This window comes from Pseudactinotalea sp. HY160, assembly GCF_009372055.1.
Taxonomy (GTDB): Bacteria; Actinomycetota; Actinomycetes; order Actinomycetales; family Beutenbergiaceae; genus HY158.
The window spans coordinates 76,995-100,167 of sequence record NZ_WHMT01000002.1 but is presented as its reverse complement, the minus strand read 5'-3'; the positions used below and the strand labels follow the sequence as shown (position 1 = coordinate 100,167).

The window sequence follows — 23,173 nt, the reverse complement described above, 5'->3', positions numbered from 1 at the left end:
GCGATCAGCTGCCGCGGAGGACCCCACGGTCGGCCGGCTCCCGGCGCACCTCGAGTCGGTGGCGCGAGGCCACGATCGGCGAGAGCAGCGTGATCGCGGTGCCCATGCCGAGGAAGAGCACGAGCGAGGCGGTCCAGCCGCCGGTGAGCTCGACGAGCGACCCGGCGACCGTGGGCGCGAGGGCCGAGATGAGGTAGCCGACGGTCTGGGTCATCCCGGAGACCTCCCGCACGGTGTTCACGTCGGGGGAACGGAGCGTGATGAGCGCGAGCAGCATCGCCATGACTCCGCCCTGACCGAAGCCGCCGATGATCATCCACGCGATGTACGCCCCGGGCGCGAGCAGCAGCCCGAGCGTGAACACGACCCAGGTGAGCGTGCACCCGAGTGCGAGGAATCGTCGACCGCCCGTGAGCCGAGCGGTAAGCACCGGCAGACTCAGTGCGCCGCCGATACCCACGAGTTGGAAGATCGAGGCCGCCACCCCGGCCTGGGCCTCGCTCAGGCCGGCGAGGGCCGGAAGATAGGTGGGCATCCAGGCGGTATTCGCATAGAACAGCCCCGAGTGCAGGCCGAAGAACACCGCGAGCACCCAGGCCGCGGGCATGCGCCATGCATGTGCTCGCGGCGGTGGGCCATCGGGCAGTACCTCCTCCGGGCCGGCCTTGAGGAGGTAGAAGCAGGCGGCGGCGAGGATGGGCAGGGCCCAGACGGCCAGCGCCCACCGCCAGCCGATCCACATCGCCAGCGGCACGGTGAGCGCCGCCGCCACGGCCGCGCTCGCCGTGAGGGCCGCCGTGGACACGGCGATCATCGGTCCCTGCCGCCTCGGGAAGTCCCGCCGCACCACGGTGGGGTTGAGCACGTTCCCGGCGGTGATCGCGACCCCGATGCCGGCGGAGGTCGCGAGCACCCACCAGGCCGGACCGAACGGCCGCACGGCCACGAGCACCGCCAACAGCAGCAGGCTCGTCACGAGCACCCGGTTGATCCCGAACCGGCGCGTCGCCCCGGCCGCGAACGTCGCCGCCAGGCCGAAGCAGACGACCGGCAGCGAGGCCAGCAGGCCGGCCATCGTGGCCGTCAACTGGATATCGGCCCGCAACTCCGGCAGCACCGCGGCGATCGAGGTGATCGGCGAGCGCAGCGACATGCCCACCGCGACGATCGCCACGGCCGTCGCGATCCCGGGCCCCATCGCGCGGGTGACGCCGCTCGTCGGCGACCCGCCGCCGGGCCTCGGCCCCGTCGCCCCCGTCGACCCTGTGCTCGTCGCTCCCGTACCGGGACCGGATCGAACCGTCACCGCTGCTCCCTCGAACTCGTGAAGCCCGGCCGCGCCGCCCGGGATCGGGCCCGGACCTGGGCGCGGTCATCCTCCCCCGAGGCCGCGCCCGGAAGCGAACGGTTGCGGTTCGTTGCCAGGCTCAGCTTGTTCGGCCCACTCGGCCCACTCGGCGCACTCAGCCCACTCAGCCTGCTCGGCCGGCGAGGAGGCCCGCGAGCAGCTCGGGGCGATTCGTGATGATCGCGTCCACCCCGGCTGCGAGCGCGCGTCGCCACTGCTCGGGCTCGTCGAGGGTCCACACGCTCACCCGCAGCCCCGCCGCGTGCGCCCGCGCCACGAAGGCCGGGTCGCCCGCGAGTGCCGAGCCGCGCGGGTTGATCCCGCCGGCCGCGAGCTCCCGGGCCGTGCCCAGGTCCGCCGGCAGCTCGTGCACGAGCAGCTCGCGCCGCAGCTCCGGGGCGAGCTCGCGGCACCGCGTGAGGGTGGGCACCGAGAAGCTCTGCACCCGCACCCGGCCCGCCAGGCCCGCCTCCCGTGTCCCCGCGAGGACGACGCTCAGCGCCTCCGCCTCCCAGTCGCCCTTGATCTCGAGCAGCAGGTCGATGCCGGGCCGCGCGGTGAGGAAGTCGAGCACGTCGGTGAACAGCGGCACGCGTTGCCCGGCGAACGCCGGGGAGAACCAGGAACCCGCGTCGAGGGCGGCCAGGCCCGCGACATCGAACGCGGCGAGGGGACCGGTGCCGTCGGTCGTCGCGTCGACGGTCTCGTCGTGCATGACCACCGCGGTGCCGTCGGCGAGCTGCTGGAGGTCGATCTCGACGGCGTCGGCGCCGACCCGCCAGGCGGCCTCGAGCGCCGCGGGCGTGTTCGGCGGCGCCACCTGCGAATTGCCGCGATGGGCGATGATCTCGGTCATGGTCTCCGGCCGTTCCCCCGCGGGCGCTCGGGTGTCGATGGGTAGTTCTGCCTCTGGTCGCCCCGCCTCACCCAGCCTAGGGTGCTCGTCACAGCGAAGGAGTGCCACGTGGGTGATGTTCAGGCGCCGCGGCCGGCTCTGCCGCTGGGAATGTGAGGGCAACCATGGACCCGTCGACGCCCACCCTGCCCGAGGCGCTCGCGCACTGCCGGCGGATGCGCGCGGAGATGATCGCCGCGCTCGACCGGCAGTTCGGCCCGCAGGAATGGCACGACTGCGCCGACTCCCGCGAGCCCCGCAGCTACGACGCGTCGGGCCGCGAGGCCGTCGGGCTCGTGAGCCGGCAGTTCGAGGGCACGTATCCGCCGCCTGCGTGGCGCAGCGTGGGGGACCTGGTGGCCCAGATCGGGCGCCGGTACGGCTTCACCGACGTGCGCGTGCTCACGGAGCAGCCGGGCCGATTCGATCTGGCGGGCGGGGACAACGCCGGCGGGATCTGGCGGCTGAGCATGGCCGTGAACACGGTGCTCATGGTGCGCACCCCGATGGCCGCACCCACCCGGGAGCACGTACCCAGCGGTTCCTGAGGCGGCGCGTCGGCGCGGGGCCCGGTGGGGCCGGCTCGGATGTCGGCCCGGATGTCGGCCCGGGTGGAGGCTCGGGTGTCGGTCCCGGCAGATACATTCGTGGACGTGAGTATCTCCGTTCATCGCGCCGACCGCCTCGACGCCCTCGCCGACGGCCTCGGCGAGCTGCTCGCGGCCGATCCCGGCGACGTGTTCGAACTCGAACCGGTCGTGGTGCCCAGCCCCGCCCTGGGTCGATGGCTGGCGCAGCGGCTCTCGCACCGGCTGGGGGCGGGCGCCCAGGGCCCGTCACGGCGTGGGGACGGCGTCTGCGCGGGTCTCGAGTTCACCTCGCCCCGGTCGCTCACCCGGCTGGTCACCGGCCGCGACGACGAGGACCCGTGGCGGCCCGACCGGCTCGCCTGGCACGTGCTCGCGGAGATCGACGCCGCCGCCGAGGAGGACTGGGCCGCGCCCGTCGCCTGGCACATCGGTGCCCGGGCGGAACCACCCGCACCGTGGGCCGCCACGGGGCGGCCCGATCCCGGCGACGAGGCTGGGCTCGATGGGATTGCTGGGCTGGGTGGGCTGGGAGTTCCCGTGCTCACGCCCGCGGCGCGGCGCGACCGGCGCTATTCGGTGGCCCGGCGCGTGGCCGGGCTCCTGTGGTCGTACGCGGACGAGCGCCCCGAACTCGTCCGGGGGTGGCTCGCGGGCCACGCCGGCGGCGGGCGCGGGGCGCGGGGCCCGCACGCCGAGGCCACGGAACGCTGGCAGGCCGAGCTGTACCGCCGCCTCACCGCTCGCCTCGGTGCGGATCCGCGCACCGGCGGCCGAGCGGACCTCCTCGAGGGCGCGGGCGTCGCGATTCCGCGCCGCCTGAATATCGTCGTGCCCGCTCGGCTGAGCCCCGCCGACGTCGAGGTCCTGGCCGCCGTCGCCGACGTGAGCGAGGTGCACCTGTGGCTGTGCCACCCCTCGCCGCGGCTGTGGAACGAACTCGCGGCGGCTCCCGCCGACCCCGCCGCCGACCCGGCCCTGCGCCCCGCCCGAGCAGACGACGACTCCGACACGATCGCCCGGCACCCGCTGCTCGTGAGCCTGGGCCGCGAACTGCGCGAGCTCCAACTCACCCTCGCCCCCCTCCTCGAGCGCGCGGCGACCGACGTGGCCCCACCGGTGGCCCGCCCGGCGAACCTGCTCGGCCGGCTCCAGGCCGACCTGGCCGCCGACCGCCCGCCCGCGCCCACCGGCCGCAGGCTCGAGCCCGGCGACCGGTCCGTGCAGGTGCACGCCTGCCACGGCCCGACCCGGCAGGTCGAGGCACTGCGCGAGATCCTCACGGGCCTGTTCGCCGACGACCCCACCCTGGAACCGCGGGACGTGGTGATCATGTGCCCCGACCTCGACACCTACGGCCCGGCCATCCAGGCGGCGTTCGGGATGACCGAGGCGACCGGCCCGGTCCATCCGGCCCACGGCTTTCGGGTCGGCATCGCCACCCGCGGGCGGGTCAACCCGCTCGTGCAGCTCGCGCTGACCCTCGTGGAGCTCACCGCCGGGCGCATCCGCGCGAGCGACCTGCTCGACCTGCTCGGCCGGGACGTGGTGCGCCGCCGCTTCCGCCTCACCGACGACGACCTGGCCACCCTCACCACGTGGGTGGGCGAGGCCGGCATCCGCTGGGGACTCGATCGCGCCGACCGCGCCGACTTCGGCGTCGACCTGCCCCACAACACCCTGACGATGGGCCTGCGCTCGCTCCTCCTCGGTGCCGCCATGGCCGAGGACGGCCGGTCCCTGGGCAACGTGCTCCCGGTCGACAACGTACCCAGCGGCGCCATCGACCTCGCGGGCCGGTTCGCCGAGGCGACCCATCGACTCCGGTCCGTGGTCGCGGCCCTCCGCGCGGCCACGACCCTGGCGGACTGGTCGGCGGCGCTGCTCGAGGCCACGCACGGCCTCGGTGCGGTCGGCCCCGACGAGGAATGGCTCGCGGCCCAGGCCGACGCCGACCTGACCCGGATGGCCGGGAGCGACGGACTCGCCGATGCCCCGGCCGGAATCGCCGACGTCCGCGGCATCCTGCGCGGCCTGACGGATCCGCAGCGCAGCCGCGGTGGCCCGGGCGGGGTCCGCACCGGATCCCTCACGGTCGCCCCCCTCGGCCCCCTGCGCGGCGTACCCCACCGCGTCGTCTGCCTCCTGGGCATGGACGACGGCACCTTCCCGCGCGCCGGCCGCCTCGACGGCGACGACCTGCTCGCCCCGCGGCCCCGCATCGGTGAACGCGACGTCCGCGCCGAGGACCGCCAACTCTTCCTCGACGCCATCATGGCCGCCACCGACACCCTCGTGATCACCTACTCGGGGGCCGACCAGTACCGCGGTGCGCGGCTGCAACCGGCGGTACCCGTCGCCGAACTCCTCGACGTGCTCGAGGCGACGGCGCCGGGAGAGGGCCGCCGGCGCGTCCACGTCGAGGAGCCGTTGCAACCCTTCGATGCCCGCTATTTCACGCCGGGGACCGCCCTGGTCAGCTTCGACCGGGCGGCCGCCGCTGCCGCCGCCGCCCGGTCGGGCGACCTCATCACCGCCGAGTCCTTCCTCGCTCATCCGCTCCCGCCGCCGCCACCGGCCGACGTCCTCCTCGCCGACCTCCAGGGCTACTTCGTGCACCCGGTGCGCGGCTTCGTGCGCGACCGGCTCGACGTGGGCGTCTCGGCCGACCACGAGCCGATCGCCGACGACATCCCCCTGGACGCGCGGGGCCTCGTGGGCTGGCAGATCGGGGACCGGCTCCTGCAGCGGGCGCTCGCCGGCGCCGACCCGGACGTGCTGCTCGCGGCCGAGCGGCTCCGCGGGGAGCTGCCCCCGGCGGAGCTCGGCCGCCGTGAGCTCGAGGTGATCGCCGCCCGCGTCGGCCGCCTGCTCGGCGTGAGTGAGCAGCTGCGCGCCGCGGGTGCCGAGCCCGTCGACTGCGACGTTCCCCTCGACCCGGCCACCCCGGGCGCGCGCCGCCTCATCGGCCAGGTGCAGGGCGTGCGTGGCAGCGACCTGGTGCGCATCCACTACTCGTCCCTCGGGCCGAAGCACCGGCTCGCGGCCTGGATCGACCTCCTCGCGGTGCAGGTCTCCCACCCGGAGCGCGCCTGGCGCGCGCACGTCATCGCGCGCTACGGGCGCGGCGCCCGCCACGTCGTCCTCGGCCCCCTGCCCGCGCGGGATGCGGCCCGGGAACTCGCCGTCCTCGTCGACATCCGCGACCGCGGCCTGACCGAGCCGCTCCCGCTGCCGATCAGGACGAGCCACGCCTGGGCCCTCGCGCACGCCGATCCCGGGGGCAACGGCCACCGGCAACGCGAGGCGGCCAAGAAGCAGTGGGAACGCGGCTTCAAGTCCCCGGTCCCAGGCGAGAACGAGGACCCCTATCACCGGCTCGTCTGGGGCGAGCTGTCCACCGGCGCGCTCCTCGAGCAGCAGGTGCGAACCGACCTGGGCGAGACCTGGTTCTCGGGTGTGCCCAGCCGGCTGGGCCAATACGCGCTGCGGCTGTGGCAGGCGCTCCTGCTGGCCGAGAGGAGAGGCTGACATGCCCGAGCGATTCGAGATCACCGCCCCGATCCCGCGCGGCACCACCGTGCTCGAGGCGAGCGCGGGGACCGGGAAGACCTGGACGATCGCCGCCCTCGTCGCCCGGTTCGTGACGGAGGGGACCCACCGGCTCGCCGACCTGCTCGTGGTCACCTTCGGCCGCGCGGCCAGCCAGGAACTCCGCTCCCGGGTGCGCGAGCGGCTCGTGCGCACCGAACGGCTCCTCGCCGCCGCGGTCGCCGGCACGGCGGGTGACGCGGGCGCGGCGGCCAGTGCGCCCGGCGCGGAGGGGCCGTGGGACGAGGTCGACCAGCTCCTGGCCGGTCCGGGACTTCCCGGAGCCGAGCTCCGCCTCCGGCACCGGCGGCTGCGTCACGCCCTGTCGGAGATCGACGCGGCCACGATCGCCACGATCCACCAGTTCTCCCTCGCCGTGCGCGACGGCCTCGGCGTCGCCGGCGACGCCACCGCGGGACTCACGGCGGTCGAATCGGTCGACGACCTGCTGGCCGAGACCGTCAGCGACCTGTACGTCTCGGCCTACGCGCACTTCCCGCATCCACCCCAGCTCACCCTCTCCGAGGCCCAGGAGATCGCCCGGGCCGTGGTGAGGGACCCCATCGCCCACCTCGAGCCGCAGGATTGCGACCCGCGCTCCGCCGCGGGGCAACGGGTGCGGTTCGCCGAGCACGTGCGAACCGAACTCGCCCGCCGCAAGGAACGTACGGGCGTGCTCACCTACGACGACATGCTCGCCCACGCCGCCCGATCGCTCGCCTCACCCGCGGCGCGGGCGAGGCTCTCGGACCGGTGGAAGGTCGTGCTCGTCGACGAGTTCCAGGACACCGACCCGCTGCAGTGGCACATCCTGCGCGAGGCGTTCCACGGCTCCTCCGACATGATCCTCATCGGCGACCCGAAGCAGGCGATCTACGCCTTCCGCGGCGGCGACGTGGCCACCTACCTCGAGGCCGCCGGTCACGCCGACCGCCGCCTCACGCTCTCCCGGAACCACCGCGGCGACCAGCACCTGCACGAGGCCCTCCAGGGCCTCTTCGGGGGTGCCGAGCTGGGCGATCCCCGGATCCGGGTCACCCCCGTCGACGCCGGCCGCACGGGTGGGCGCACGTCGGGCGTGCCCGCGCCCGCGCCCGTGCGGCTGCGTATGGTCGACCCGAGCGGCCTGCCCGGCAGCGCCCGGCGCGGGGTCTACCTCTCCGGGCTGCGCGCCCGGATCTACCAGGACCTCACCGCGGACATCGCGCGGCTGCTCACCTCCTCCGCCCAGGTGCGGGAACGTGATCCGGATCGGGACCGGGAGATCGAGCGGCCCGTGCGCGCCGGCGACGTCGCGGTGCTGTGCACCACGAACTTCCAGGCCGAGCGGGTGCAGGAGGCGCTCGCGGCCGGCGGGGTGCATTCGGTCATCGCCTCCGCCGGCTCCGTCTTCGCCACCGCCGCCGCCGGCGACTGGCTCACCCTCCTCGAGTCGATCGAGCTGCCCTCGAGTTCGCGGCGGGTCCGGGCCGTGGCCCTCACCCCCTTCTTCGGCCACACGGCCGCTGAGCTCGACCGGCGGGGCGAGGAACTGACCGACGAGGTCGCCGAACGGCTGCGGGACTGGGGCGACCTCCTCCGCCGCCACGGCGTCGCCGCCGTGTTCGAGACCGCCCAGGGCTGGGGTCGCGGCGGGGTGAGCGACCGGGTGCTGCGCCGCAGCGGAGGGCAGCGGCTCCTGACCGACCTGCGGCACCTGGCCGAACTGCTGCACGATCGCACCCGCCGGGTGCCCGAGGCCGGGGTGATCGCGCTCGTGCACTGGCTGCGCGAGCGCATGGCGGCCCCGGAGGGGGAGGACCTGCGCCGCCTCGACACCGACGACAGTGCGGTGCACATCCTCACCGTCCACGGTTCCAAGGGCCTGGAGTTCCCGTTCGTCTACCTGCCCACGCTCGCGGAGACGTTCGGGGCGGAGAACGACCTCCTCCTCTTCCACGACGCGACCGGCCGGCGCTGCCTCGACGTCGGCGGCACCCCGAGCCCGGAGCACCGCGACCTCGCCCGGGCCGAGGACGCCGGGCAGGCGCTCCGGCTGCTCTATGTCGCCGCCACCCGCGCCCGTTCACACCTCGTGGCCTGGTGGATGCCCTCGCTCGAACGCACCCCGGCCTCGCCCCTGCACCGGCTCCTCTTCGCCCGGGGCAGCGGCGACGGCCCGATCGCGGCGACCGCGCCGCTGCCCGCCGACCCGCTCGCCGAGGCCGCCGAGCGCTGGGGCGCCCAGGTGCACCTCGAGGAGGCCCGGATCGCGGACCTGCCGAGACCGGGAACCCCGAGCGCGCAGGCACTCACCGGCGCGCGCTCGTGGAACCGCCGGATCGACCTGCAATGGCGACGCACCTCCTACACGGCGCTGAGCGCCGCCGCCGAGGACCGCGACTGGTCGGAACCGGGCGGTGAACCGGGGTACGACCTGCGCGCCGACGAGCAGGAGATCCAGATCGAGCCGGGAACCGGCGGCCACGGCCCCGATGGCACCGACGGCCCCGACGACATGGACGACATGGACGGCCCCGACGGCATGGACGGCATGGACGGCACAGCGGTCGCGGATCCGGCCGGACCGGGCGACGTCCTCCCCTCGCCCATGGCGTCCCTGCCCCGTGGTGCCCGCTTCGGGTCGCTCGTGCACGGGGTGCTCGAACACCTCGATCCGGTCGCCGCCGGCGACGATCTGCGCGGCCGGATCGGCGAACTCGTGGGCGAACAGCTCACGTACTGGCCCGAGCAGGTCGACCGGGAGGTGCTCGTCACCGCTCTCGAGGCGGTCGTGCGCACGCCGCTCGGCCCGCTCGTGGATCCGGCGGCCACGCTCGCCGATGTGCCCCGGTCGGAGCGGCTCCACGAGCTCGACTTCGAGCTCCCCCTCGACGGCGGTGACCGGGCACGCGCGCGCACCGGTGACACCGCGGGGGCGGCCGGCCCCGTGACGCTGGGCGACCTCGCGCCGGCGCTGCGCCGCCACCTCGGCGCCGAGGACCCGCTGGCCGCCTACGCCGGCGAACTCGACGGACCTGGCTACCGGGCGACGTCCCTGCGCGGTTATCTCACCGGCTCGATCGACGTCGTGTTCCGGCGCGGCGGGCGGTTCTTCGTGGCCGACTACAAGACCAACTGGCTCGGCCCGCTCGACGAGCTGCTCACGAGCGCGCACTACGGCCCCGCCCAGCTCGACGCGGCGATGCGCGGTTCGTCCTACCCGCTGCAGGCCCTGCTGTACTCGGTCGCACTGCACCGGTACCTGCGGTGGCGGCTGCCGGGCTACGATCCGGCCGAGCACCTCGGCGGTGTCCTCTACCTGTACGTGCGGGGCATGGCCGGCCCGGCCACCCCGATCACGTCCGGGCATCCGGCCGGGGTGTTCTCGTGGGCGCCGCCCGCCGGGCTCGTGACCGACCTGTCGAACGTGTTGGACGGAGGAGCCGCATGAGCAGCGCGCTTGCACTCGAGGCGACCGGCGTCGACCGGCTGGGGGAGTGGGACCCGGCACGGGTCCGGGGCCTGAGCGGGCTGCTCGCCGCCTTGAACGAGACGGGCGAGATCACCGCCGCCGACGTCCACATCGCCCGCGGACTGACCCGGCTGACCGGGGAGGAGCGCGAGACCCACGCGCTCGCGGTGGCACTGACCGTGCGGGCCGTGCGGGGCGGATCGGTGTGCCTCGACCTCGGTGGGGTGCCGGTGGGACCCGACGACGAGCGCACGCAGCTGTGGCCCGCGGTGCCGCCGGAAGACTGGCCCCGTGTGCACGAGGACGGGTGGGTCGCGGAATTGGCCGGCTCCGCCCTGATCGGCGGGTCGGGTGGGGCCGGCGTGCACCCCCTGCGGCTCGACGGCGACCGCCTCTACCTCGACCGCTACTGGCAGGAGGAGACCGCGGTGCTCACGCACCTGGAGACCCGCGGGGCGAGGAGCGTGCCGGTCGACGAGGCGGCGCTCGCGGCCTCCCTCGCCGAGTACTTCCCGGGCGAGGGCTTCGCCGACCAGCGCGCGGCGGCGGAGGTGGCGGCCCGCTCCCTCACGAGCGTCATCACCGGCGGTCCCGGCACCGGCAAGACCACGACCGTCGCGCGGCTCCTGGGCAGCCTCCTCGACCAGGACCCGTACGCCCGGATCGCCCTCGCGGCGCCGACCGGGAAGGCGGCCGCGCGGATGGCCGAGGCGATCCGCGCCGCGGCCGCCGATCCCACCTTCCCGACCCGGCACGCCGACCGGATCGCGGCCCTGCCCGCCACCACGATCCACCGGCTGCTCGGGACCATCCCCGATCAGGGCACACGGTTCCGGCACCATCGCGGGAACCGGCTCCCGGTCGACATGGTCGTCCTGGACGAGACCTCGATGGTCTCCCTCACGATGATGGCCCGCATCCTCGAGGCGCTGCGGCCGGGGGCACGGCTCGTGCTCGTGGGCGATGCCGACCAGCTGGCCTCGGTCGAGGCGGGTGCGGTGCTGGGCGACCTCGTCGCGGGCCTGCGGAGCCGGCCCGGGGCGCCCGTGGCGGAACTGACCCGCAACCGGCGCTTCGGAGAGGGGATCGGCGCCCTCGCGGGGGCCGTGCGGGACGGGGATTCGGACGCGGCGCTCGCCGCCCTCACGAGCGGGAACCCGAGCCGGCGGTTCATCGGAATCGACGACCTGGAGGGCATCGTCACGCCCGCGGCCCTGCGGCTGCACGAGCTCGCCGCCGCGGGGGACCGGGCCGGGGCGCTCACGGTGCTCGAGGAGCACCGGATGCTGTGCGCCCACCGGGACGGGCCGACCGGCGCGGCCCATTGGAACCGACGGCTCGAGGAATGGCTCGCGGCCTCGCTCGGGCACCGGCTCGGGCGCTGGTACCCCGGCCAGCCGCTGCTCGTCACCTCGAACGACTACGGCCTGCGGCTGTACAACGGCGACATCGGCGTGGTGGTCGACACCGGCGCGGGCGGGCTCGCGGCCGTCATCGCCGACGGCAGCCACCCGCAGGGGCGGCTCGTCGCCCTCGCCCGGCTCAACGACGTCGTCACCGCCCACGCGATGACCGTGCACCGCTCCCAGGGTTCGCAGTTCCAGGACGTGAGCGTGCTCCTACCTGCGATCGACTCGGCGATCCTCACCCGGGAACTGCTCTACACCGCCCTCACCCGGGCGCGCCGCTCGGTCGCGATCGTCGGCGAGCAGGAGGTGCTCGTGCGGGCCATCACCCACCACACGAGCCGGGCCTCCGGGCTGGCGCAGCGGCTGGCACGGTCGGCGGGGTCAGTTGCCCGCGGCCACGAACTGGTCGATCACGCTGCGCGGCAGCCGCCTACCCTCCGGGACGGCGATGCCGTGTGAGCGGGCCCATTCACGCACGGCGCGCGGGTCGGCGTCGGTCTCGGCCACCCGCAGCTGCGGGCCCGCTCCGTCCACGCGCCTGGCGACCGTGATGAACCGTGCCAGGTCCCGCACGAGCGCATTGCGATTCGCGCGCGAGAGATCGATGGCGTATTCCATGCCGTCGAGGGCGAAGTGGACCGTACGCTCGGCGGCACTGCCGTCGATATCGTCGATCAGGGTGATGGATTCTACGGTCGCCAAGAAGAGCTCCGATAACGCTGAGACGGGGAGGCCCTATTCTGGCACGAATGGCGGGCGACCGTGCGCGATCGCGAATCGACCGGCGAGCCAGCCCGTGAGTTGCCGATCGAACCTGTTCCGGGCGCGGGGTCTCGACAGGGTCAGATCGTGCCGGCCGCCCGCGATCCGAACGACAGTCACGTCCCGTCCCAGCCCGCGGGCGCGCCGCCACATCTGCGGCGGCGAGAGCACGGTGTCGGTGCCGTCGAGGTCGGCCGGGGTCGGATCGGTGTTGCTGCCCCGCGCACCCGAGGTGGCCACGAGCACCGGCACGTCGATCGACAGACCCCGCCGGATTCGGGCGTGCCCGCGCCGGATCGCCCGGAACCAGCCGGCCGCCACCCCGAAACCCTCGAGGGGTTTCCAATTCAGGTTGTAATCCCATTCGCCGCCGGTCGAGATATGGAGTGATTCCCCATAGGCCCGGCCGAGCGGGCGCAGCGGCACGAGCGGTGCGACCGGTGCGATCGCACAGATGAGCGGACTGGCCACGTGCCGAACCGGCCACGGCTCGTTCAGGTCGAGCCACGGGCTGTTGAGGACCAGGCCGTCGACCCCGCGGGGATGATCGTGGGCGTACAGGCTCGCGACGAGGCCACCGGTGGAATGCCCCGCGAGGAGCACGTGGGCGTAGCCGGCGCTCCGGATCCACCCGAGCGCGGCGTCGAGCTCCTCGTCGTAGGCGCCCAGGTCGGTGATCCAATTCGGTCGCCGCCCGGGCCGGATCGAGCGGCCGTAGTCACGCAGGTCGAGCGCGAAGAAGTCATAGCCCGCCCGCTCCCACGTGCGGGCGTGATGAACCTGGAAGAAGTAGTCGACGAACCCGTGCACGTACAGCACCGCGCACGATGCCCGCGGCCGACCGGCCCGGTCGCCCGCCCGGTGTTCGGCCCGGTGCACGAGGGTGGCGACCGGCGGCTCGGCGGCGCCGTCGGGCGCGAGCCGGATCGTGCGTCTCGCCCAGTCCTCGCCCAGGACGTCCGGCCGGGCCTCCTGCACAGCTGCCATGCCTCATCCTGGCACGCGCACCGCGCTCGCCCGGGCATTCGCCCCCATTGCCCGCGTCTCAGATGGCGGAATGCCGTCGCCGGGTGGCGGGCGCGGGCGCGGGAGTCCGTACGCTTCGGAGAACCATCCAGAGCAGCCGAGAGATCTGGCTCGTCGACGCTGCAGCAACCGCGCCACCGACCCGAGTGCGCGAAGGTGCTACCGCCAGGACCGATGGAGGAGAGATGAGCGAACCACGCCCCCGATGTTCCCTGCCAGGCGGGCTCGACCCGGCCACCTACGCCGCCCGGGGCGGCCTCGAGCGCACCGGATTCGCCGAGATGTCCGAGCCCATCTTCCTGACCCAGGGCTTCGTGTACGACCGTGCGGCCGACGCGGCCGCGGCCTTCGCCGGTGACCTGCCGCGCTATATCTACTCCCGCGATGCGAACCCCACGGTCGCCGCCTTCGAGGAACGGCTGCGCCTCATCGAGGGGGCCGGCGCGTGCACCGCCACCGCGAGCGGGATGAGCGCGATCCACGCCTGCCTCAACGCGCTCCTGCGGCCCGGATCCCGCGTGGTCGCCGCCCAGGAGCTCTTCGGCACCACCTTCGCGATGCTCGAGGGACTCTTCGCGGACTGGGGCGTGCGCACCGACTACGTCACCGGCGCCGACCTCGACGAATGGCGGACCGCGCTCGCCGAGCCGGCGGACGTCGTCATCCTCGAGACCCCCTCGAATCCGATGAACACGATCGTCGACCTGCCGGCCGTGGCGGAACTCGCCCACGCGGCCGGGGCGACGGTCGTGGTCGACAACGTCATGGCCACGCCGATCCTGCAGCGTCCCCTCGAGCTCGGCGCCGACGTCGTGGTCTACTCCACCACCAAGCACATCGACGGGCAGGGCCGGGTCATCGGCGGCGCGATCCTCGGCACCGCGGACTTCATCAACGGCCCGGTCGAGGATTTCATCCACACGACCGGCCCGACCCTGAGCGCGTTCAACGGCTGGGTGCTCCTCAAGGGGCTGGAGACGCTGCCGCTGCGCGTGCGCGCGATGGCCGATGCGGCGCTCGAACTCGCCGAGTGGCTCGAGGGCCGGCCGGGGGTGCGGGCGGTGCACTACCCGTTCCTGCCCTCCCATCCACAGCACGACCTCGCGCGCCGGCTCATGAGCGGCGGGGGCACGGTGGTCACCTTCGACCTGGGTATCGACGACGACGACCCCGCCGTGGCCACGGAACGCACCTTCGCCTTCATGGACGCACTGCAGGTGATCGACATCTCCAACAACCTCGGCGACGTCAAGTCGATCGTCACCCACCCGAGCACGACGACCCACCGCAAGCTCGGGCCCGAGGTCCGCGCCGCGAACGGCATCGGGGCGACGACGATCCGGTTCTCGGTCGGACTCGAGGCGCCGGCCGACCTGATCGCCGACCTGGACCAGGCGCTCACCGCCGCCGGCCTGCAGGACTGAGGCCGCCCCGAACGGGGGTCGCTGCGGCTACGGTGGGGCCATGTCGAGCGAGCGACCCACGGCCGTCATCACCGGAGGCAGCCGCGGCATCGGCCGGGCCACGGGTGAGCGACTCGCGCATGCCGGGTACGACCTCGTGCTGCTCTCCCGCGACGAGGCCCGGCTCGCCGAGTCCGCCGCGTACCTGGCCACGAGCGGTGTCACGGTGCGCCACGCGGCGGTCGACCTGGCCGACGACCGGGCGCTCGTGGCGGCCGTGGCGGGCCTCGGCCTCGACCGCGTCGACGCCCTCGTGCACGCCGCCGGGATCGTTCACACCGGCCAACTTCCCCGGACCACCACCGAGGAGTTCCGGCTGGCCTTCGACGTGAACGTCACCGCCGTCGCCTCGCTCACCCGCGAACTCCTGCCCGCGCTCAAGGCGGCCCGCGGGCGGGTGGTCATGCTCAACTCCGGTTCGGGCAAGCGCGCCAACGGGCCGAACACCCCGATCTACGTGGCCACGAAATTCGCGCTCAACGGCCTGGCCGAGTCATTGCGGCACGAGTTCCGCCCGCATGGGATCATCGTCTCCACGGTCGCGCCCGGCCGGGTCGACACCGACATGCAGCACGAGCTCGTCGCCGGCCTCGGGGAGACCTACGACGCCGCGAGCTACCTCTCCGCGAGCGACGTGGCCGCCGCGATCGTCCACGTGCTCACCCAGCCGGGCGAGATCGACTACCTCTCGATCCGCCCGCCCGCGCGGGGATGATGACGTCGGAACACGGAGCCAGTGCCGGTGATCGAGATCAAGCCGTGGTCGATCCTGCTCGGGCGCGAGAGAAGGGGTCAATCCTTCTGGCCGTCGCGGCGGTGATGCTCGGCTGGCTACTGCTGTGGGTGCCGGCGTGGGTCTTCATGCTGCTCGCATTCCTCGGCTCAACCGATTGTGGGCCTCAGTGCGCGGGGCAGACTGCGACGATCGTGCCGGTGCTCTCGATGATTGCGACGCTCGCACTCCTACTTGCGCCGGTGTTCGTCGGCTGGAGCGTGCGTCGGCCGTGGTCGCAGGCGTGGAAGGTGGGTGTGGGTGTCGCCGTGCCCGCTCTGGCAGGGTTCGTGTTTCTGGTGGCGGGCGGAGTCTGATGGTGAAGCCGCGGGCCCGTGACACGAGCCGGGCCGTGGGCATTGGGGTCGATTCCTCGCCTCACCCAACGCCACGCGAGCCGCCCGCCCGAGGCGAGCTGCGCCGTCCCTAATCGACGATGCCGTACAGCCGGTCGCCCGCGTCCCCCAGGCCCGGCACGATGTACGCGTTCTCGTCGAGACCCTCGTCGACCGAGGCGGTGACGATCGTGACGTCGGCGTCGGCGGTCACGGCGGACTCGAGCGTGGCCAGCCCCTCGGGCGCGCACAGCAGGGTGACGCACGTGACGTCGCGGGCGCCGCGCTCGAGCAGGTAGGCGATCGCGGCGGCGAGCGTTCCGCCGGTGGCGAGCATCGGGTCGAGCACGAAGCACTGCCGGCCCGCGAGATCGTCGGGGAGCCGGTTGGCGTAGGTGATCGCCTCGAGGGTGTCCTCGTCGCGCTGCAGCCCGAGGAAGCCGACCTCGGCCGTGGGCAGGAGGCGGGTCATGCCGTCGAGCATCCCGAGGCCGGCGCGCAGGATCGGCACGACGATCGGGCGCGGCTCGGCGAGCTTCGTGCCGGTGGTCATGGTCACGGGGGTGCGCACGTCGATCGTCTCGGTGCGGATTCCGCGGGTGGCCTCGTAGGCGAGCAGGGTCACGAGCTCGTCGGTGAGGTTGCGGAATACGGGCGAGGGGGTGGTCTCGTCCCGGAGCACGGAGAGCTTGTGGGCGATGAGCGGGTGGTCGGCGACGTGCAGGCGCATGTGCTCAACCTATCGTGGACTCGCTCCGGGGCGAGAGGCGGCACACTGGGCGTATGGACGACGACGCGGCCATGGTTCTGGCCATCTCCCAGGCGCGACTCGCCGCCGCCGGGGGAGACGTGCCGATCGGCGCGGTCGTGCTCGACGAGGCCGGGCAGGTGATCGCCACCGGGCACAACCGGCGCGAGCTCGACGGCGACCCGACGGCGCACGCCGAACTGCTCGCGCTGCGGGCGGCCGGGATGCGGCGCGGCCGGTGGCACCTGGGCGGGTGCACGCTCGTGGTCACCCTCGAGCCGTGCACGATGTGCGCCGGGGCGATGGTGCTCGCCCGGCTCGACCGGGTGGTCTTCGGCGCGTGGGATCCGAAGACGGGCGCGGCCGGATCGATGCGGGACGTGACCGGCGACGGGCTGCTCAACCACCGGGTGGCCGTGACCGGCGGGGTGCGGGGGGAGGAGACCGGGGCGATGCTGCGGGAGTTCTTCGCCGCCCGGCGCCGCTCGCGCAGCAGCGCCGGCGCCTGAGGCGCGCCGGGGCCGGCGGCTCAGCCGGCCAGGGCGGCCTCGAGTTCGAGCAGGGTGGGCGTCGTGCCGGCCTCGAGCTTGACCGTGGCGAGCTCGTCGCCCCGGGTCTCGCCCCGGTTGACGATGGCCACCGCAATCCCGTGCCGGACGGCGTGGCGCACGAACCGCAGGCCGCTCATCACCGCCAGCGACGTGCCGAGCGCCAGGAACGCACCGCCCCGGTCGACGAGCGCATACGCGTCCGCCACCCGCTGCTTGGGCACGTTCTCGCCGAAGTAGACGACGTCGGGCTTGAGCATGCCGCCGCACACCGCGCATGGCGGCACCACGAAGTCCTCGGTCTGGGTGAGCACGGCGTCGGCGTCGGGGGCGATCTCGACATCGGACACGGCGACGTCGAAGCCCGGGTTGGCGAGGTCGAGGCGCACCTGCATGTGCGCGCGGGAGATGCGGGTGCCGCAGTCGAGGCAGATGACCGTGTCGGACCGGCCGTGCAGGTCGATCACGCGGTTCGACCCGGCCCGCTCGTGCAGCAGGTCGACGTTCTGCGTGATGACCCCGGTCGCCAGGCCGCGGGCCTCGAGCCGGGCGAGCACGCGATGGCCCTCGTTCGGTTCGACGGACCGCATGTGCCGGTAGCCCACGTGGTTGCGCGCCCAGTAGTGCCGCCGGAACGCCTCGTCGGAGACGAACTGTTGATAGGTCATGGGGGTTCGCGGGCGCGCGGACGGCCCGCGGTAGTCCGGGATCCCGGAGTCCGTCGAGAGCCCGGCGCCCGTGAGCACCGTGAAGGGGGTGCCGCGGAGCAGGTCGATGACGGCGGTCGAGGAGGTCACTGAATCAATGTAGGTCGGTGCCGGGCGTGGCGGAGGCCACTCGGCCCGGTTTGGTTCCACGGGCCAGGTCTCGGTACGCTGTCCCGGCCGGAAGGCGAAGGTAGCGTGTCCGAGCGGCCGAAGGTGCGGCACTCGAAATGCCGTGTGGTGCAAGCCACCGTGGGTTCAAATCCCACCGCTACCGCCGGCGAAGGGCCTCGGTGCCGTCGAGAGATCGACGGCACCGAGGCCCTCGTCGTCCGGAGGGGAGTCTCGGGCGTGGTGCGCGGGACGAGGATCGACGGACCGGCTCCTGTGCGCATCCGGGGCGGAGGACTAGGCTGAGGCGATGAAGATGTCAGCGGAGTTGGAAACACTGTTCAACGCGCAGATCACGCTGGAGTTCGAGGCATCGATGGTGTACCGCCAGCTCGCGATCCGGGTGTCCGAGATGGACCTGAGCGGTGCATCCGCCTGGCTCCGCCACCAGGCGGACGAGGAGATCGTGCACGCGAACAAGTTCATCGATCACCTCGACGACCGCGGGAACTACCCCCGGATCGGCGACATCGCCCAGCCGCCCGACGTGCGCGGGGCCTCCATGCTCGAGATCTTCCAGGCCGCGCTCGCGCACGAGGAGAAGGTCTCGGCGGCGATCCGCAAGCTCGCGCTCTCGGCGGAGGACGCGGGCGATCTGGACTCCCGACCGATCCTCAACTGGTTCTTCTCCGAGCAGATCGAGGAGGAGTCCACGGTGCGCGAGATCATCAGCCGCATCGAGCTCGCCGGCGACGACGGCGCCGGGCTGCTCAAGATCGACGAGCAACTCGGTCGGCGCCCGAGCGAGAGCACCGAGAACACCGAGCCCCTCTGATCGTCGCGCATCGTCCTCCGGTGGTCGGGATCGGATAGTCGGGCTCGGCGAGTCGGCGCGCGCGGGCCGGTAGCCTCCACGGCATGGGTACCGCCGCCGCACCGCTCCTTGCCACCCGGGCCGATCTGGCGGGCTACGCCGACGGCCTCCTCACCGCGGTGCGGCCGCACGCCTCCGACGGGCACGGGCTCATCACGCTGCCGGGCCGCCCGGGCGGGTCCGGCACGTGGGTCGACGGCCTCGAGGGCTTCGCGCGCACCTTCCTGCTCGCGGGATTCCGGCTCGCGGGCGAGTGCGGCGCGGATCCGCACGGGTTCGCCGAGTGGTACGCCCGCGGGCTCGCGGCCGGGGTCGACCCCTCGGCGGCCGACCGTTGGCCCCGTCCGAGCGAGGCGCCGCAGGCGAAGGTCGAGGCGGCCTCGATCGCCCTCGTGCTCGACCTGACCCGCCCGTGGATCTGGGACGCGCTCGACGCGCTGACTCGGGAGCGGCTCGTGGACTACCTCGGGGAGGTCGTCGGCGACGACGGCTTCCCGCGGAACAACTGGCTGTGGTTCCGGGTCGTCACCGAGACGTTCCTGCGCGGCGTCGGCGGACCGCACGACCTTGCCGACATCGAGGCCGACCTCGCCCGCCACGACTCCTACTACGAGGCCGGCGGCTGGTACCGCGACGGCGAGATGCGCGCCTACGACCACTACGCCGGGTGGGCGATGCACCTGTACCCCGCGCTCTGGGCGCGCATGGCCGGGGCGGGCGACCTGGCGCCGTCCCGACGCGCGCGCGACCGCTCTCGGCTGGAGGAGTACCTGACCGACGCGGTCGGGCTCGTCGGCGCCGACGGCTCCCCGCTCGTGCAGGGGCGCAGCCTCGTGTACCGGTTCGGTGCCGCCGCCCCGTTCTGGGCGGGCGCGATCGCCGGCGCAGAGTCCGTCTCGCTCGGCCGGCTTCGGCGCGCGGCCTTCGGAATCGTCAACCACTTCCGCGCCCACGGCGTGCCGAATGCGCGCGGCCTGCTCGACCTCGGCTGGTATCGGCAGTGGCGGCCGATGGCGCAGTGGTATTCCGGCCCGGGCTCGCCGTACTGGGCGAGCAAGGGCCTGGCCGGGCTCCTGCTCCCCGCCGATCACGCGCTCTGGTCGAGCCCGGCCGAGCCGCTTCCGCACGAGGACGGCGACACGGTGCGCGCGATCGTCGCGCCCGGGTGGGCCGTGTCCGCGACGGGCGCCGACGGCATCGTGCGCATCGCGAATCACGGCACCGACTACGCCGCCGAGGGCCTGGCGGAGGGGGACGACCCGCTCTACGCCCGACTCGGCTATTCGACCGCGACCGCCCCGCTGGGCCACCCCGAGGCGCGGATCGCCCCGCTCGACCAGGCCGTCGCGATCGTCGATGGGGCGGGGGCGCGCAGTCACCGCTGCGGCATGCGGCTCCTGCGCCGCGAGATCGCGGACGACGCCGCCGGCCCGGGCGGATGCGTCGCCCTGGCGGCCTCCCGTGCGCAGGACCACTGGGTGGAGGCGCCCGCCGACCAGTTCCGCGGCAGCAACGGCGGGGTCCAGGGACCGGCGAGCCGGGCCGGCACCACGACGGTGATCTCGGTGCTGCGAGGAGCGTGGGAGGTGCGGCTCATCCACCTGCACGAGGCTGCGGCGGAGACGACGATCGAGGCCGGCGGGTGGCCGCTGGCCGACGATGCCGGCGTGACCGTGGCCGAGGGGCCCGGGCGCATCGACCTCGAGACGAGCGCGGGCCTGCGGGCCCGGCTCCTCACCCTGAGCGGCTTCACGGAGCAACGAACCGAACACCTCGACGAGGCCTCTCCGCTCGGCGCCCATGCCGCCGTCGGCGTGCTCGGCGCGCCGGCCCGGCCCGGCTGGTACGCCCTCGCCCTCGCGCTCACCCGGGCGTCACTGGCCGCGGACCCCCGCCTCGACCTCGGCGACGCCGAGGCGCGCATCGCGTGGCCCGACGGCGCCACCACCACCCTCGACCTCGCCGAGTTCACCGGCCCCACCGGCCCCACCGGAGCCGCCCGCTGACCGTCCCGGGTGCTGCCGCGGGTGGGGACATCTGCCCACCCGCGGGGTGGCCGATCCTGCCCGGACGGTGGTGCGGCTAGCGTGGGGAGCGATGACTACGCTCCCTCCTCCCGGCTCCGAGCCGGCGCGCCCGCCGTACCCCGGTGGGCTACCGTTCCCACCCGGCCCGCCCCCGGCCCTCCACCTGGCCGGGCTCGCCAAGGCCTTCGGGCCGAAGGTCGCGGTCTACGGCCTCACCCTCGCGATCCCCGCCGGTGCCTGCTACGGGATCGTCGGCCCGAACGGCGCCGGCAAGACCACCTCGCTGTCGATGGCCACCGGGCTCCTCCAGCCCGACTACGGCGCCGCGTACGTCCACGGCGTCGACCTGTGGGCCGAGCCGGGGCGCGCCAAGGCCATGCTCGGGGTGCTGCCCGACGGCATGCGACTGTTCGACCGGCTCACCGGACGTGAACTCATCACCTATGCGGGCCTGCTGCGCGGGATGGCGGGCGACGTCGCCCGTGAGCGCACCGAGCAGCTCCTGGAGGTGCTCGACCTGACCGAGTCCGCGAGCGTCCTCGTGGCCGACTACTCGGCCGGGATGCGCAAGAAGGCCGCACTCGGGTGCGCGCTCGTGCACGCCCCACGGGTCGTCGTGCTGGACGAGCCCTTCGAGTCGGTCGACCCGGTCTCGGCCGCGGCGATCCGCGCCCTGCTCGAGGACTTCGTGGCCGGCGGCGGCACGGTCGTGCTCTCCAGCCACGTGATGGACCTCGTGCAGCGCATGTGCAGCCACGTCGCCGTGATCGCCCAGGGGCAGCTCGTCGCGGCCGGAACGCTCGATGAGGTCCGTGCCGGCGGCGACCTGGAGACCCGGTTCGTGCAACTCGTGGGCGGGCCCGCGCAGCAGGGAGGGCTCGAATGGTTGCGACCCTCCTCCAGCTGAGGGCCCGGATGCTCGTCAACTCCCTCAAGCGGGAGACGTGGCGACTCGTGCTCACCCTCCTCGGGGTCGCGTACGGTCTCGGGGTCGTGGCCCTGCTGGCCGTCGCGGCGTTCCTCCTGCGCGATGCCGCCCCGGAGTCGAAGGCCCTCGGCGTGCTGGCCGGCGGGATCGTGCTCACCGCCGGTGCGGCGATCGTGCCGCTCCTCGCGTTCGGCGTCGACGACTCCCTCGACCCGGCCCGCTTCGCCCTGTTCACCACGGCGAGCACCCGCCTCGCGGTCGGGCTCGCGCTCGCCGGCGCGATCTCGCTGCCGGCGATCTTCATCGGCCTCGGCTCGCTCGTCGTGACCATTCTGTGGAGCACGAGCATCCTCACCGCGGTCGCCTGGCTCGTGTCCGGCGCGATCGGCCTGGCCACCTGCCTGCTGCTCGCGCGGGTGACCACGACCGCGGCCGCGACCTGGCTGCGCAGCCGGCGTGGCCGCGACGCCTTGGCGGTGATCTCGCTCGTCGTGTTCTTCACCGTGGTCCTCGTGCCGACCCTCGGTGACCGCCTCGACTGGGGCGGGGCCGTCCGGGCGCTCGAACCGGCCGCCGGGATCCTCGCATGGAGCCCGTTCGGTGCCGCCTGGGCCGTGACCGGTGCGATCGCCACCGGCAGCGTGGGGACGGCGCTCGCCCACCTGGTCGTGGCCCTCGCCTGGGCCGGGCTGCTGCTGTGGGCGTGGCGGCGGCTGCTCGGCCCGGCCATGGTCGCCCGGGCCGAGGCCGCGGCCCACCGGCGCCGCTCCATGACCGGCGGCTACACCCTCCCGGAACGGTTGAGCGACACGTTCCGCCTGCCGCCGCCCGCCGCGGCGGTGGCGGCCCGGTGCCTGCGCTACTGGCGCTCCGACCCGCGCTACGTGAGCATCGCGGTGGGGAGCATGTTCATCCCCGTCATGATCGTGTTCCTCGCCGAAGTCGGCCAGGCGGGTGACGTGGCGGTCATGGCCCCGATTCTGTTCGCGCTGTTCGCCGCCTGGAGTGTGCACGACGACACCGCCCACGACTCCACGGCCCTGTGGATGCACGTCTCGGCCGGGATCTCCGGCGTGCACGACCGGATGGGGCGGGCGATCGCGGCGCTGGCCTGGCTCGTTCCGGCCGGAATCGCGCTGACCGTCACCGCCTGCGCGCTCACGGGCCGGTGGGAGTCCCTCCCCGCCGTGCTCGGTGCGACGCTCGGCATCCTCCTCGCGGGGCTGGCGGTGTCGATGTGCGCCTCCGGATTGCTCGTCTACCCCGCCCAGCCCCCGGGGGCGAGCCCGTTCTCCACGAACGGGATGGGTTCGGTCGGGCTCACGCTGCTCGCCCAGACGGTCACGGGAATCGCGACGCTGGCCCTCTCCCTGCCGGTCATCGTGACCACGCTCCTCGGCTTCTTCGTCGCGCCCGGCTGGGGGTGGGTCACGCTCGCGCTCGGAATCGGCGGCGGGATCGGGACCCTCGCCGCCGGGGTGCGCCTCGGTGGCCGGTTCCTCGATGCCCGCGGCGCGCGCCATCTGCAGGTGATCCGGGGCTGGGCGGGCCACTGATCGGATCGGCCGTGCCGGCCGGGGACGGCGGCCCG

General features: G+C 73.9%; 18 protein-coding genes, 1 tRNA gene and 1 riboswitch. Of the genes, 13 read left to right on the top strand and 6 right to left on the bottom strand.

The window, feature by feature from the left end; genetic code table 11:
* Positions 1–4 precede the first annotated feature (4 nt).
* Positions 5–1,306 (bottom strand): MFS transporter, encoded by a 1,302-nt coding sequence (locus GCG21_RS03105; RefSeq protein WP_152817815.1) that lies wholly within the window; start codon positions 1,304–1,306, stop codon positions 5–7.
* Positions 1,307–1,472: 166 nt separating this feature from the next.
* Positions 1,473–2,204, bottom strand: a complete 732-nt coding sequence (locus GCG21_RS03100; protein ID WP_152817814.1) for a glycerophosphodiester phosphodiesterase family protein — start codon at positions 2,202–2,204, stop codon at positions 1,473–1,475.
* Between the two features lie 164 nt (positions 2,205–2,368).
* On the opposite strand from GCG21_RS03100, the gene GCG21_RS03095 reads away from it, so the two are divergent.
* The 4 genes from GCG21_RS03095 to recD all read left to right on the top strand — a co-directional run bounded on the left by GCG21_RS03095 (position 2,369) and on the right by recD (position 11,743).
* The gene (locus tag GCG21_RS03095; RefSeq protein ID WP_152817813.1) at positions 2,369–2,791 is read left to right on the top strand and encodes an LppA family lipoprotein; all 423 of its coding nucleotides are present in this window, start codon (positions 2,369–2,371) and stop codon (positions 2,789–2,791) included.
* A 105-nt stretch (positions 2,792–2,896) separates the two neighbouring features.
* Positions 2,897–6,361, top strand: coding sequence for an exodeoxyribonuclease V subunit gamma (recC, locus tag GCG21_RS03090; protein ID WP_194164905.1), 3,465 nt, complete (start codon positions 2,897–2,899; stop codon positions 6,359–6,361).
* Between the two features lies 1 nt (position 6,362).
* On the top strand, positions 6,363–9,854 hold the full coding sequence (locus GCG21_RS03085; protein ID WP_152817811.1) for a UvrD-helicase domain-containing protein: 3,492 nt from the start codon (positions 6,363–6,365) through the stop codon (positions 9,852–9,854).
* Positions 9,851–11,743, top strand: coding sequence for an exodeoxyribonuclease V subunit alpha (gene recD / locus GCG21_RS03080; RefSeq protein WP_152817810.1), 1,893 nt, complete (start codon positions 9,851–9,853; stop codon positions 11,741–11,743). The genes GCG21_RS03085 and recD overlap by 4 nt, the downstream gene beginning before the upstream one ends.
* On the opposite strand, the gene GCG21_RS03075 is transcribed toward recD, so the two are convergent.
* Positions 11,666–11,986, bottom strand: coding sequence for an Lsr2 family protein (locus GCG21_RS03075; protein ID WP_152817809.1), 321 nt, complete (start codon positions 11,984–11,986; stop codon positions 11,666–11,668). The genes recD and GCG21_RS03075 overlap by 78 nt on opposite strands.
* A 33-nt stretch (positions 11,987–12,019) precedes the next feature.
* Positions 12,020–13,033 carry an alpha/beta hydrolase gene (locus GCG21_RS03070; protein ID WP_152817808.1) on the bottom strand — a complete coding sequence of 338 codons (1,014 nt, stop codon included), beginning with the start codon at positions 13,031–13,033 and terminating at the stop codon, positions 12,020–12,022.
* 120 nt (positions 13,034–13,153) lie between these two features.
* Positions 13,154–13,253, top strand: a riboswitch (SAM riboswitch).
* A 4-nt stretch (positions 13,254–13,257) separates the two neighbouring features.
* Here GCG21_RS03070 and GCG21_RS03065 point away from each other — a divergent pair.
* The 3 genes from GCG21_RS03065 to GCG21_RS03055 are packed head-to-tail and all read left to right on the top strand — an operon-like array spanning position 13,258 to position 15,624.
* On the top strand, positions 13,258–14,496 hold the full coding sequence (locus GCG21_RS03065; protein WP_152817807.1) for an O-succinylhomoserine sulfhydrylase: 1,239 nt from the start codon (positions 13,258–13,260) through the stop codon (positions 14,494–14,496).
* 40 nt (positions 14,497–14,536) lie between these two features.
* Positions 14,537–15,250, top strand: coding sequence for an SDR family NAD(P)-dependent oxidoreductase (locus GCG21_RS03060; protein WP_152817806.1), 714 nt, complete (start codon positions 14,537–14,539; stop codon positions 15,248–15,250).
* Complete coding sequence (locus GCG21_RS03055; RefSeq protein WP_152817805.1) at positions 15,250–15,624, top strand: hypothetical protein; 375 nt, start codon at positions 15,250–15,252, stop codon at positions 15,622–15,624. Before GCG21_RS03060 ends, GCG21_RS03055 begins: the two co-directional genes overlap by 1 nt.
* A 109-nt stretch (positions 15,625–15,733) precedes the next feature.
* Here the strand turns inward: GCG21_RS03055 and upp are convergent, their stop codons facing one another.
* A complete protein-coding gene (upp, locus tag GCG21_RS03050; RefSeq protein WP_152817804.1) occupies positions 15,734–16,372 on the bottom strand; it encodes a uracil phosphoribosyltransferase in 639 nt (212 codons plus the stop codon).
* A gap of 53 nt (positions 16,373–16,425) precedes the next feature.
* Here upp and tadA point away from each other — a divergent pair, with 53 nt between their 5' ends.
* Complete coding sequence (tadA, locus tag GCG21_RS03045; RefSeq protein WP_152817803.1) at positions 16,426–16,899, top strand: tRNA adenosine(34) deaminase TadA; 474 nt, start codon at positions 16,426–16,428, stop codon at positions 16,897–16,899.
* Positions 16,900–16,919: 20 nt separating this feature from the next.
* Here the strand turns inward: tadA and GCG21_RS03040 are convergent, their stop codons facing one another.
* Positions 16,920–17,744, bottom strand: coding sequence for a Sir2 family NAD-dependent protein deacetylase (locus GCG21_RS03040; protein ID WP_153879117.1), 825 nt, complete (start codon positions 17,742–17,744; stop codon positions 16,920–16,922).
* A gap of 90 nt (positions 17,745–17,834) precedes the next feature.
* On the opposite strand from GCG21_RS03040, the gene GCG21_RS03035 reads away from it, so the two are divergent.
* The 5 genes from GCG21_RS03035 to GCG21_RS03015 all read left to right on the top strand — a co-directional run bounded on the left by GCG21_RS03035 (position 17,835) and on the right by GCG21_RS03015 (position 23,138).
* Positions 17,835–17,919 (top strand) — tRNA-Ser (locus GCG21_RS03035).
* A 144-nt stretch (positions 17,920–18,063) separates the two neighbouring features.
* Positions 18,064–18,588: a ferritin gene (locus GCG21_RS03030; protein ID WP_152817802.1), complete on the top strand. Its 525-nt coding sequence runs from the start codon at positions 18,064–18,066 to the stop codon at positions 18,586–18,588.
* 83 nt (positions 18,589–18,671) lie between these two features.
* Entirely contained in the window at positions 18,672–20,633 is a 1,962-nt protein-coding gene (locus GCG21_RS03025; RefSeq protein ID WP_152817801.1) for a DUF2264 domain-containing protein, read from the top strand.
* A gap of 91 nt (positions 20,634–20,724) precedes the next feature.
* The gene (locus GCG21_RS03020; protein WP_152817800.1) at positions 20,725–21,561 is read left to right on the top strand and encodes an ABC transporter ATP-binding protein; all 837 of its coding nucleotides are present in this window, start codon (positions 20,725–20,727) and stop codon (positions 21,559–21,561) included.
* Complete coding sequence (locus tag GCG21_RS03015; RefSeq protein ID WP_152817799.1) at positions 21,537–23,138, top strand: transporter; 1,602 nt, start codon at positions 21,537–21,539, stop codon at positions 23,136–23,138. Before GCG21_RS03020 ends, GCG21_RS03015 begins: the two co-directional genes overlap by 25 nt.
* Positions 23,139–23,173: the final 35 nt, after the last annotated feature.

Bases quoted from the DNA above. Each gene is read 5' to 3' on its own strand.
- GCG21_RS03070 (WP_152817808.1), bottom strand. From the start codon at position 13,033: ATGGCAGCTGTGCAGGAGGCCCGGCCGGACGTCCTGGGCGAGGACTGG.
- GCG21_RS03095 (WP_152817813.1), top strand. From the start codon at position 2,369: ATGGACCCGTCGACGCCCACCCTGCCCGAGGCGCTCGCGCACTGCCGG.
- GCG21_RS03060 (WP_152817806.1), top strand. From the start codon at position 14,537: ATGTCGAGCGAGCGACCCACGGCCGTCATCACCGGAGGCAGCCGCGGC.
- GCG21_RS03100 (WP_152817814.1), bottom strand. From the start codon at position 2,204: ATGACCGAGATCATCGCCCATCGCGGCAATTCGCAGGTGGCGCCGCCG.
- recD (WP_152817810.1), top strand. From the start codon at position 9,851: ATGAGCAGCGCGCTTGCACTCGAGGCGACCGGCGTCGACCGGCTGGGG.
- GCG21_RS03020 (WP_152817800.1), top strand. From the start codon at position 20,725: ATGACTACGCTCCCTCCTCCCGGCTCCGAGCCGGCGCGCCCGCCGTAC.
- GCG21_RS03085 (WP_152817811.1), top strand. From the start codon at position 6,363: ATGCCCGAGCGATTCGAGATCACCGCCCCGATCCCGCGCGGCACCACC.
- GCG21_RS03030 (WP_152817802.1), top strand. From the start codon at position 18,064: ATGAAGATGTCAGCGGAGTTGGAAACACTGTTCAACGCGCAGATCACG.
- GCG21_RS03025 (WP_152817801.1), top strand. From the start codon at position 18,672: ATGGGTACCGCCGCCGCACCGCTCCTTGCCACCCGGGCCGATCTGGCG.
- GCG21_RS03015 (WP_152817799.1), top strand. From the start codon at position 21,537: ATGGTTGCGACCCTCCTCCAGCTGAGGGCCCGGATGCTCGTCAACTCC.
- GCG21_RS03055 (WP_152817805.1), top strand. From the start codon at position 15,250: ATGACGTCGGAACACGGAGCCAGTGCCGGTGATCGAGATCAAGCCGTG.
- GCG21_RS03065 (WP_152817807.1), top strand. From the start codon at position 13,258: ATGAGCGAACCACGCCCCCGATGTTCCCTGCCAGGCGGGCTCGACCCG.
- tadA (WP_152817803.1), top strand. From the start codon at position 16,426: ATGGACGACGACGCGGCCATGGTTCTGGCCATCTCCCAGGCGCGACTC.
- upp (WP_152817804.1), bottom strand. From the start codon at position 16,372: ATGCGCCTGCACGTCGCCGACCACCCGCTCATCGCCCACAAGCTCTCC.